This is a genomic window from Streptomyces sp. NPDC107581 (assembly GCF_055657175.1).
This window is the reverse complement of sequence record NZ_JBVKBH010000045.1, coordinates 1-12562: the sequence shown is the minus strand read 5'-3', so window position 1 is coordinate 12562 and position 12562 is coordinate 1. Positions and strand designations below refer to the sequence as shown.

Sequence of the window (12562 nt, the reverse complement as noted above, 5' to 3'; positions counted from 1 at the left end):
TGTCACCCAGCAGAGCCCCGGCACACACCAGAACCATCCGCGGATCGATCTCACCCGCCTCGACCGCCGCAGCCACCTCACCGACACCGGCGAAGCACCGCACCCGCACCCCAACGGCCCCCAACCCCTCCACCAGCCCGAAACGGTCGGCACCGACCAGCGCCCACTCCCCGTCCGGAACCACAGCCTCCGGCACCACAGCCCAGTCCTGGACGAACAACACGTCGGCCAACCCGTTGTCAGCCGCCTGGAGCTGGCCTGCCGACACCGGGCGGCTCACCAGCGAGCCCACCGACACGACCAGGGCTCCGGTCGTGTCCGCGGCCGTCAGCGACAGACCACCCTGCGCATCACGGCGCAGCCGCACCCGCAGCACCGACGCACCACTGGCGTGCAGCTCCACGCCCGTCCAGGCGAAGGGCATCCGTACCTGACCCGGCTCGCCCGCACCCGCATTCGCCGCGTCCGCATCGGCCGCATCCGCCGCGATCCCCGCGTGCAGGGCCGCGTCGAGCAGGGCCGGGTGCAGACCGAACGCGCCCGCCTCCTGCGCCACCGACTCCGGCAGCGCCACCTCCGCGAAGATGTCCTCCCCACGACGCCAGGCGGCCCGCAATCCGTGGAAGGCCGGACCGTACACATCCGCCAGACGCACCGCATACACATCGGCGATGTCCATCGGCACGGCCTGCTCCGGCGGCCACACCAGCAGATCCTCGTCAGCCGGGCCGGCCGCGGTGGCGGGGGCCATCACGCCACTGGCGTGCTGCACCCATGCCTGCTGTGTACCGGGCTGATCGGGGCGGGAGAAGACCTCGATCGTCCGGCGCCCGTCACCGTCGGCGGCAGCGACGACCACCTGTATCTGGACCCCACCGCCGTCGGCGGGCACCACCAGCGGTGCCTGCAGCGTCAGTTCCTCCAGCAGACCGCAGCCGACCTGGTCACCGGCCTGTACCGCCAGTTCCACGAAACCGGTGCCCGGCAGCAGCACCACACCACCGACCGCGTGGTCCGCCAGCCACGGATGCGTACGCACCGACAGCCGGCCCGTGCACACCAGCCCGGCGCCGCCGGCCAGCTCCACCGCCGCACCCAGCAGCGGGTGATCCACCGTACCCAGGCCCAGCGACACCGCGTCCTGGCCCGGCAGCGACAGGGACAGCAGGCCCTCGGGCCAGTACCGCTCGTGCCGGAAGGCGTACGTCGGCAGCTCCACCTGCTCGCCGGCCGGCAGCACCGCGGTCCACTCGACCGCCGCACCCTGGACGAACGCCTCGGCGAGCGAGGTGATCACACGGCTCGCCCCGCCGTCGTCCCGCCGCAGCGTCCCGCACACGGCAGCGGGCACCACGCCCGGACCGGCGTCCTGCGCGACCTCTTCGAGGGTGTCGTTCATGGCACCCAGCAGCACCGGGTGCGGGGAGACCTCGACGAACACCTGGTGGCCCTGACCGGCCAGCACACGCACCGCGCGGTCGAAGCGCACCGACGCCCGCAGGCTCGCGTACCAGTAGGCGGCGTCCAACTCCTCGCCGGTGAGGGTCTCGCCCGTCATCGCGGAGACCATCGGCACCCGGCCCTGACGCGGAGCTATCCCCGCCAGGACAGAGACGATCTCCTCCTCCAAGCGGTCCACCTGAGCCGAGTGCGAGGCGTAGTCCACCGCGACCATCCGCGCCCGGACACCCTCGGCCTCCAGCTCCGCCTGCAACTCCTTCAACGCCTCCGGCTCACCGGAGACCACCACGGCGGAAGGGCCGTTCACCGCCGCCAGCGACAGACGCTCACCCCAACGCGGAAGCCGCTCCTCGACCGCCGTGGCCGACTGACTCACCGAGAGCATTCCGCCCGCACCGGCCAGCACCTTCAACGACCGCGAGCGCAAGGCCACCACACGGGCGCCGTCCTCGACGCTGAGCATCCCCGCGACCGTCGCCGCCGCGATCTCACCCTGCGAATGACCGACCACCGCATCCGGGGTCACACCCGCGGCCTCCCACACCGCGGCCAGCGACACCATCACCGCCCACAGCGCGGGCTGCACCACATCCGCCGCCTCCAGCGCGGGAGCACCCTCCGCACCGGCCAGGACATCGGACAGCGACCACGGGACATACGGAGCGAGCGCCTTCTCGCACTCCGCCAGCCGCTCCGCGAACACCGGGCTGACCTGGGCGAGTTCACGTCCCATACCGAGCCACTGCGAACCCTGCCCCGGGAAGACGAACGCCGTCCGCGCACCCGTGCGTGCGGCACCCGAGACGACCGCGCCGCTGGGCACCCCGTCGGCCAGGCTCTCCAGACCGGCCACCAGCTCGCCGCGGTCACCGCCCACCACGACGGCCCGGTGCTCGAAGGCCGCCCGCGTGGTCGCCAGCGACCACGCCACGTCCGTCGGCTCCGCCTCCGGCCGCTCCGCGACCCAGGCGCGCAGCCGGGCCGCCTGCGCCGTCAGGCCCTCGGCCGAACGGCCCGACACCAGCCACGCACCGGAACCCGACACCACCGGAGCCGCGTTCGGGCCGGCGGCCCGGTCGACGGTGTGCTCGGGCTCGCTGATCCCGGCGGCCGGGGGCTCTTCGAGGATGACGTGCGCGTTGGTACCGCTCATGCCGAACGAGGACACACCCGCCCGTCGCACCCGCCCGTTCGCCGGCCAGGACACCGGTTCGGTCAGCAGCCGCACCTCGCCCGCCGACCAGTCCACATGCGGGGACGGCTGCTGTGCGTAGAGCGTCTGCGGCAGCTGCTCGTGTTGCAGGGCCAGGACCATCTTGATGATGCCCGCCATGCCGGCCGCCGCCTGGGTGTGGCCGATGTTCGACTTCACCGAGCCCAGCCACAGCGGCCGGTCCTCGGGCCGGTCCTGGCCGTAGGTCGCGAGGAGTGCCTGGGCCTCGATCGGGTCGCCGAGCGTGGTGCCGGTGCCGTGCGCCTCGACCACGTCCACATCGGCGGCCGACAGGCGGGCGTTGGCCAGGGCGGCGCGGATGACCCGCTGCTGCGAGGGGCCGTTCGGGGCCGTCAGACCGTTGGACGCGCCGTCCTGGTTCACGGCACTGCCGCGCACCACCGCCAGCACCTTGTGGCCGTTGCGCCGGGCGTCCGACAGCCGCTCGACGACGAGCATGCCCACGCCCTCGCCCCAGCCCGTGCCGTCCGCGTCCGCGGAGAAGGCACGGCAGCGGCCGTCCACCGACAGCCCCTGCTGCCGGGAGAAGTCGATGAACGTGCTCGGTGTCGCCATCACCGTGACGCCGCCGGCCAGCGCCAGCGAGCACTCCCCGGACCGCAGCGCCTGCGCGGCCAGGTGCAGCGCGACCAGGGACGACGAGCAGGCCGTGTCCACCGTCACCGCCGGGCCCTCCAGGCCCAGCGCGTACGACACCCGGCCGGAGAGCACGCTGGTCGCGTTGCCGGTCAGCATGTGGCCCTCGACGCCGGAAGCGCCCTGGCCCGCCAGTGCCATGCCGATGCTGTAGCCGGAGGAGAAGCCGCCGGCGTAGACACCGGTCGCGCTGCCGCGCAGCACGCCCGGGTCGATGCCGGCCCGCTCCAGCGCCTCCCACGACGTCTCCAGCAGCAGCCGCTGCTGCGGGTCCATCGCCAGCGCCTCACGCGGGCTGATCCCGAAGAACCCGGCGTCGAACGCTCCCACCCCGGACAGGAATCCGCCCTCGTGCACATAGGACGTGCCGTCGGACTCGCGATCGGGGTCAATGAGGTTGTCGGTGTCCCAGCCGCGGTCGGCCGGGAAGCCCGAGACGGCGTCCTCGCCCGTGGCCAGCAGCTTCCAGAACTCCTCCGGGCTGCCCGCGCCACCGGGGAAGCGGCAGCTCATGCCGACGATCGCCAGCGGCTCGTCCGAGGCCGCCGCGGCGACGACCACCGCGCCGGAGCCCGCGTCCTCGCCGGTCAGTTCCCCGCGCAGGTACTCGGCCAGCGCCACCGGGGTGGGGTAGTCGAACACCAGCGTGGCCGGCAGCCGCAGTCCCGTCACCGCGTTCAGCCGGTTGCGCAGCTCCACCGCGGTCAGCGAGTCGAAGCCCAGGTCCTTGAACGCCCGCCGGTCCTCCACGGCCTCCGGCGAGGCGTGCCCCAGCACCGCGGCCGCCTCGGCCCGCACCAGGTCCGTCAGTATCCGCTCCTGCTCGGAGCGTCCCAGCCCGGCCAGCCTGCGCGCCAGCTCGCCTTCGGCGTGCTCCACGAGGACCGTGCCCGCACCGGCGGGGGCCAGCCGGCGGATCTCCGGCAGGTCCCGCACCAGCGGCATCTCCCGCAGGTCCGCCGCACCCGGCGCGGACGCCAACTGGGCCCAGTCCACGTCCATCACCGTCACGACGGCATCGGGGCCGTCCAGCGCCTCGCCGAGGGCGCGCGCGGCAAGCCGGGGGTCCATCGCCGGCATCGCGCCCCGCTTGACGCGCTGTCGCACCGCCTCGCTGGACTCGGCGAAGCCGCCGCCCGCCCACGTGCCCCACGCCACGGTGAGACCGGCCAGCCCGCGGCTGCGCCGGTCCTCCGCCAGGGCGTCCATGAACGCGTTCGCGGCCGCGTAGTTGCCCTGTCCCGCGGCACCCAGCGTCGAGGCGACCGAGGAGAACAGCACGAAGGCGTCCAGATCCAGGTCCGCGGTCAGTTCGTCGAGGTGGACCGAGGCTCCGGCCTTCACGTCGAGGACGGTCGCCAGCCGGTCCACGGACAGCCGGTCCACGACGCCGTCGTCCAGCACGGCCGCGGTGTGCATCACCGAGGACAGCGCGGGACCGCTCTCGCCGGTCCGGGCGATCAGCCCGGCCAGAGCCGCGCGGTCGCTCACGTCGCACGCCACGATCTCGACGGCGGAGCCCGCCGTGGCAAGCTCGGCCGCCAGTGCCGCCGCGCCCTTGGCACCGGGACCGGACCGGCTGGTCAGCACCAGTCGCGGCGCACCGCGCCCGGCCAGCCACCGTGCCACGTGGCCGGCGATCGCACCGGTTCCACCGGTGATCAGCACGCTGCCCCGCGGCGCCCAGCCCTCGCCGAGACCGCGGGCCTGCGGCGCGTGTGTCAGGCGGCGGCCCAGGATCCCGGCCGTCCTGATCGCGACCTGGTCCTCACCGCAGCCGGCGAGTACCGCGACCAGCCGCGCACCGGCGCGCTCGTCGATCGCCCCGGGCAGGTCGACCAGCCCGCCCCACCGGTCCGGGTGCTCCAGGCCCACCACCCGGCCCAGGCCCCACACCTGCGCCTGCACCGCGTTGACCAGCACCTCACCGGGTCCGGCGACGACGGCCCCGCGCGTCGCCGGCCACAGCGGTGCGGCGACCCGGGCATCGCCGAGTCCCTGGACGAGGGCCAGGGTGGCCGCCACTCCGCCGGCCACCACCGGGTGCTCGGGCAGCGGTGTCTCGTCCAGCGCCAGCAGCGACAGCACGCCGGACACGGTCGCGGGCTCCACGTCCGCGTTCTGCAGGGCCTCGCCGAGCAGTGCGGCCATGTCGGCCCGGTCCACGGTTCCGGCGGGGACCTCGACCACGACCGTCTCGGCGCCGCGCGCGGTCAGTGCCGCCGCACACCCCCGGGTCAGGTCACCGGCGTCCGCCCCGGCCGGAGTCACCAGCAGCCACACCCCGGTCAGTACGCGGGGGTCGGGCTCGGCGATCTGCGCCCAGGTCACGCGGTAGTGCCAGCCCGCCGTCACGGACCGGTCCCGTTCCCGCCGCCGCCACGAGGCCAGCGCCGGCAGGATCTCGCTGAACGGACGGCCGCCGTCCACGGCCAGTGCGTCGGTGATGTACGCCAGGTCGCCGCCCTCGACGGCCGCCCAGAACTGTGCCTCCGCGGCCGTACCGGCGCCGTCCGCGCCCACCGGGGATCCGGCCGTGGGCAGTACCGACAGAATGCTGTGCGGCCAGAACCGCTGGTGCCGGAAGGCGTACGTCGGGAGTTCCGTCTGCTGCGCGGCCGGCAGCACCGTTGTCCAGTCCACGGCCACGCCGTGGACGAACGCCCGTGCCAGACCGGTCACCAGGCCCGCGATGCCCTCGTCGTCCCGCCGCTGCACCGGGACGAACACACTCTCCTCGCCCTCGACACCCGCAACCGCGTCGGGTCCGAGCGACGACAGCGACCCGTCGGGGCCGACCTCGATGAACACCGACACGCCCTGCGCCGCGAGGGCCGCGACGGCGTCTGCGAAGCGCACCGCCTGCCGGGTCTGCGCCGGCCAGTACCCGGGTTCGCACTCGGTGACCGGCTCGCCGGTCAGGGCACCCGCCCACAGCAGCTGCGGCCGCTCGTACGTCAACTCCGCCGCCACCGCGCCGAGTTCGTCCAGGACCGGGTCCATCGCCGGGGAGTGGAAGGCGTGCGACACGCGCAGCCGCCGTACCCGGCGGCCCCGCTCCCGCCACATCTCCACCACGTGCTCGACCGCGTCCGTCTCACCGGAGACGACGACGGACTGCGGGCCGTTGACGGCGGCGATCGACACTCCGGGCACGTCGGCCAGAGCGGCGAGCACCTCGGCCTCGGACGCGTTGACCGCCGCCATCGCCCCACCGGCGGGCAGCGCCTGCATCAGCCGGGCACGCGCCGCCACCAGCCGGCAGGCGTCCTCCAACGACAGCACGCCGGCCACATGTGCCGCGGCGACCTCGCCCACGGAGTGGCCCACCACCGCGTCGGCCACCACACCCGCCGCCTTCAGCACGGCGGCGAGGCCGATCTCGAAGGCGAACAGCCCCGCCTGCGCGTACAGCGTCTGGTCCGCCAGGGCCTCGTCGACACCGTCGGCGCCCAGGACCACGTCCCGGACGGAGATGCCCAACTCCGGCTCCAGCAGCGCGCATGCCCGGTCGAACGCCTCGGCGAAGACCGGGCTGCCCTCGTGGAGCGACCGGCCCATGCCCGTCCACTGCGAGCCCTGGCCCGCGAAGACCAGACCCACGCGCGCGTCCGCACGCGTCACCCCGGACACCACCGAGGCCGCCGACGCCCCGGCCGCCAGACTCTCCAGCCCGGCGGCCAGCTCCGTACGGCCGCCGCCCAGCACCACGGCCCGGTGCTCGAACGCGGACCGCGTGGTCGCCAGCGACCAGGCCACGTCCGCCGGCTCCGCCTCCGGCCGCGCCACGACCCATTCACGCAGCCGGGCCGCCTGCGCGCTCAGGGCCTCGGCCGAACGGCCCGACACCAGCCAGGCGCTCACACCGTCGGCCTCGACCACGGCGGGCGCAGCGGCGCCCGCATCCGCAGCCTCGGCCGCACCGTCCTGCGGCGCCGCGCTCCCCTGCGCGTCCTCGCCGGACCCGGCGTCCTCGGCGGGTGTCTCCTCCAGGATGACGTGGACGTTCGTACCGCTGATCCCGAACGCGGACACACCCGCACGGCGCGCGCGTTCCCCGGCCGGCCAGGGCACGGGCCGGCTCAGCAGCCGCACGTCTCCCGCCGACCAGTCGACGTGCGAGGTCGGCTCCTCGGCGTGCAGGGTCCGCGGGAGTTCCTCGTGCTGCAGGGCGAGCACCATCTTGATCACACCGGCCACACCCGCGGCCGCCTGGGTGTGCCCGATGTTCGACTTCACCGCGCCCAGCCACAACGGCCCCTGCCCGGCCCGCTCCTGGCCGTAGGTCGCGAGCAGCGCCTGGGCCTCGATCGGGTCACCCAGTGTGGTGCCCGTGCCGTGCGCCTCGACCACGTCCACATCGGCGGCCGACAGGCGGGCGCCGGCCAGGGCGGAGCGGATGACCCGCTGCTGCGAGGGGCCGTTCGGGGCCGACAGACCGTTCGAGGCACCGTCCTGGTTGATCGCGGAACCGCGCACCACCGCCAGCACCTTGTGGCCGAGCCGCCGCGCTTCGGAGAGCCGCTCGACGACCAGCATGCCGGCGCCCTCGGCCCAGCCCGTGCCGTCGGCGTCCTCGGAGAACGCACGGCACCGGCCGTCCGCCGACAGCCCCCGCTGCCGGGAGAACTCCACGAACATGCCCGGTGTCACCATGACCGTCACACCGCCGGCCAGCGCCAGTGAGCACTCACCGGACCGCACCGCCTGGCAGGCCAGGTGCAGCGCCACCAACGAGGACGAACACGCCGTGTCCACCGTCACGGCCGGACCTTCCAGGCCCATCACGTACGACACCCGGCCGGACAGCACGCTGGTCGCGTTGCCGGTCATCAGGTGGCCCTCGCCCCCGGACGCGCCCTCGCCCGAGGACGCGACGCTGAGGCCGTAGCCCGATGCGAAGCCGCCCGCGAACACTCCGGTCGCGCTGCCGCGCAGCGACACGGGGTCGATCCCGGCCCGCTCCAGCGCCTCCCACGACGTCTCCAGCAGCAGCCGCTGCTGCGGGTCCATCGCCAGCGCCTCACGCGGGCTGATCCCGAAGAACCCCGCGTCGAACTCCGCCGCCGACTGCAGGAACGCCCCCGACCGGGTGTACGAGGTGCCCTCGCTCTCCCGGTCCGGGTCGTAGATGTCCAGGTCCCACCCGCGGTCGGTGGGGAACCCGCCCACCGCGTCCCCGCCCGAGGCCAGCAGCTCCCAGAACCCCTCCGGCGTGGCCGCGCCGCCGGGGAAGCGGCACGCCATGCCGACGATCGCCACCGGCTCCGCCGCCCGCTCCTGCACCTTGCGCAGGCGAGCACGGGCGTCCTGGGCGTCGGCGATGGCCCGCTTGAGGTAACTACGAAGCTTGTCCTCGTCGGACATGGTCAGCTCCCAGGAAGAGGTTCGGCAGAGTCAGAGGGAAGGCCGACCGCACGGAGCGGGCGGGACAACCCTGTTCGGGCGAAGCCCATCGGGCCCGGGCAGGGGTCAATCGAGTTCGTCGACGAGGGCGAACAGCTCGTCGTCGGAGGCGGCGTCGAGTTGTGCCTCACGCCGCTTCCTGCTCATGTCGGCGTCCTGGGCGCCCAGGGCGTCCAGCAGCCGACGCAGCCGGTCGGTGGCCTCTTCCCGCGCCGGTTCGTCCAGCGACTCGGCCCTCAAGGCAGCCTCGAGCCGGTCGAGTTCGGCGAGAACCGGCACCGGGGCTGCTTCTTCCTGGACGAGTTCCGTCCGCAGCCAGGTGGCGAGCGCCACCGGCGTCGGATAGTCGAAGATCAACGTCGCAGGCAGCCGCAGTCCGGTCGCCGCATTCAGACGGTTCCGCAGCTCGACCGCGGTCAGCGAGTCGAAGCCGAGTTCCTTGAACGCCTGCCTGGCCTGGACCGCAGCCGCTGAGGAATGCCCCAGCACCACTGCCGCCTCGGCCCGCACCACATCGGTCAGCGCCCGGTCCTGCTCAGCCCGGTCCATACCGGCCAGGCGCCGACCCAGTTCCCCTTCACCGCGCACCACATCAGCAGATCCCGCCCCCACGGCGGCCAACCGGCGAACCTCTGGCAAGTCCCGCACCAACGGACGTTGTTGCAGGTCCACCGCACCGGAGGCCGCCGCCAACCGCGCCCAATCTATATCCATCACCGTGACAACCGCATCCGAGTGTTCGAGCACCTCACCCAACGCTCGAACGGCCAGTTGCGGATCCATCGCCGGCATCGGGAGCCGCCTCATCCGGGACCGGATCGCCTCCTTGGACTCGGCCAGGCCACCGCCGCCCCACAGCCCCCAGGCCACCGAGACACCCGCAAGGCCGCGGGCCCGCCGGTGTTCGGCCAGGCCGTCGAGGAAGGCGTTCGCGGCCGAGTAGTTGCCCTGGCCGGCCGAGCCCAGCGTGGACGCCGCCGAGGAGAACAGGACGAACGCGTCCAGGTCCAGGTCCGCGGTCAGCTCGTCCAGGTGGGCCGCGCTCGCCGCCTTGGCCGCCAGCACCGCTTCCAGGCGCGAGGTCGACAGGCGGTCCACCACGCCGTCGTCCAGCACGCCCGCGGTGTGCATCACCGCGGACAGCGCGGGACCGGTCCGCCCCGTCCAGTCCACCACCCCGGCCAGCGCCGATCGGTCGCTCGCGTCACAGGTCACCACGTCCACGCGGGTGCCCCGTTCGGCCAGTTCGGCGGCCTTCGCGGCCACCCCCTCGGCACCGGGGCCCGACCGGCTGGTGAGCACCAGCCGCGGCACGTCCCGCTCGGCCAGCCACCGCGACACGTGGCCGGCGATGGCACCGGTCCCGCCGGTGACCAGCACACTGCCCCGCGTGGTCCACCGCTTCTCGGAACCGCGGGAGCGTGCCGCCCGGGCCAGCCGCCGGCCCGAGATCCCCGTGGGCCGGATCGCGACCTGGTCCTCGCCGCAGCCGGCCAGCACCGCCACCAGCCGCGCGCCGGCCCGGTCGTCGACCGTCTCGGGCAGGTCGACCAGACCGCCCCAGCGGTCCGGGTGCTCCAGACCCACCGCCCGGCCGAGGCCCCACGCCTGGGCCTGCACCGGACTGGCCAGCTCGTCCCCGGGCCCGGCGGCAACCGCCCGGCACGTGGCGATCCACAGCGGGGCCACGACTGCGACGTCACCCAACGCCTGCACCAGACCCAGCGTCGCGGCCAGACCACCGGCCACCACCGGGTGATCCGGCAACGGCGCCTCGTCCAGCGCCAGCAGCGACAGCACACCCACCACACCGCCGGGCTCCACGCCCTCGCCCTGCAACGCCCGCACCAGCAGCCCGGCGACATCGGCCCGCTCGACGGTCCCGGCCGGAACCTCCACCACCACGACCCCGGCCCCACGCGCCATGAGCGCCGCCGCACATCCCTGCTTCAGGGCCTCGGCGGCCGGGCCGGCCGGAGCCGCCAGCAGCCAGAGTCCGGAGAGCATGCGCGGGTCGGGCTCGGCGATCTGCGCCCAGCTGTCCCGGTAGCGCCAGCCCGCGGTCACCGACCGGTCCTGCTCACGGCGCCGCCAGGACGCCAGCGCCGGCAGCGCCTCGTTGAGCGGCCGGTCACCGTCCACCGCCAGCGTGTCGGCGAGCTGCGTGAGGTCTCCGCCCTCGACGGCCGCCCAGAACTGGGCCTCCGCCGCCGTGCTCGCACCGTCCCCGCCCGCCGGGGCACCCGCGGCCGTGAAGCCCAGAGCACCCTTCGGCCAGTACCGCTCGTACCGGAAGGCGTACGTCGGCAGCTCGACCCGGCCCGCGGACGGCAGTACGACGGTCCAGTCCACCGCCACACCGTTCACGAACGCCTCGGCCAGCGAGGTGATCAGGCGCTGCGCACCACCGTCATCACGCCGCAGCGTCCCGCAGACAGCAGCGGCCACCGCGTCGGGACCGGAATCCTGCGCGACCTCTTCGAGGGTGTCGTTCATGGCACCCAGCAGCACCGGGTGCGGGGTGACCTCGACGAACACCTGGTGACCCTGACCGGCCAGGGTCCGTACCGCACGGTCGAAGTGGACCGGCGCCCGCAGGCTCGCGTACCAGTACGCGGCATCCAGCTCCGGACCGGACAGCACCTCCCCGGACATGGCCGACACCATCGGCATGCGGCCCTGCCGGGGAGCGATCCCCGCCAGCACGGACGTGATCTCGTCCTCCAGGCGGTCCACCTGAGCCGAGTGCGAGGCGTAATCCACCGCGACCATCCGGGCGCGGACACCCTCCGCCTCCAACTCGGCCCGCAGCTCCTCCAGGGCCTCCGGCTCACCGGAAACCACCACCGCCGCCGGTCCGTTCACCGCCGCCAGCGACAGACGCTCACCCCAGCGTGCGATGCGCTCTTCGACCGCCGTGGCCGACTGGGTGACCGACATCATCCCGCCGGCACCGGCAAGGACCTTCAACGACCGCGAGCGCAGAGCCACCACACGGGCGCCGTCCTCCAAGGACAGCATCCCCGCCACCGTCGCAGCGGCGATCTCACCCTGCGAGTGACCGACGACCGCATCCGGGGTGACACCGGCGGCCTCCCACACCGCCGCAAGCGACACCATCACCGCCCACAGCGCGGGCTGCACCACATCCGCCGCCTCCAGCGTGGGAGCACCCTCGGCACCAGCCAGGACATCGCCCAGTGACCAGTCCACATAAGGGGCGAGCGCCTTCTCACACTCGGCAAGTCGCTCCGCGAACACCGGGCTGACTTGGGCGAGTTCACACCCCATGCAAAGCCACTGCGAACCCTGACCCGCGAAGGCGAACGCCACCCGACCACCGGACCGGGCCACCCCCGACACCACCGAACCCGCGGACACACCCGCCGCCAGACTCTCCAGACCCGACACCAGCTCACCGCGGTCACCGCCCACCACGACCGCCCGGTGCTCGAACACCGAGCGCGTCACCGCCAGCGACCACGCCACATCCGCGGACTCAAGCTCCGGACGCGCACCCACCCACTCACGCAACCGACCCGCCTGAGCCGACAGGCCGGCAGCACTGCGGCCGGACACCAGCCACACACCCGGCCCCGACACCACCGGCACCCCACCAGCAGCACCCTCACCGGACGCACCCGGCTCACGGGACGCACCCGACTGACCGGAGTCACCGGAACGACCACCGTCACCGGACTCACCGGATTCACCGGCTTCGACGGCCGGTGCCTCCTCGATGATCACGTGCGCGTTCGTGCCACTGATACCGAACGAAGAAACACCCGCACGCCGCACCCGACCACCCGCAGGCCACGACACCGA

Annotated in this window: 2 protein-coding genes; both read right to left on the bottom strand. The window is 73.8% G+C overall.

All coding sequences use genetic code 11. From position 1 onward, the window contains the following. On the bottom strand, positions 1 to 8704 hold an 8704-nt coding region (locus tag ACZ7P3_RS42290; RefSeq protein ID WP_472090011.1), incomplete at its 3' end, for a type I polyketide synthase. Positions 8705 to 8803: 99 nt separating this feature from the next. Next, a partial coding sequence (locus ACZ7P3_RS42285; protein ID WP_472090010.1) for an SDR family NAD(P)-dependent oxidoreductase occupies positions 8804 to 12562 on the bottom strand: 3759 nt, incomplete at its 5' end.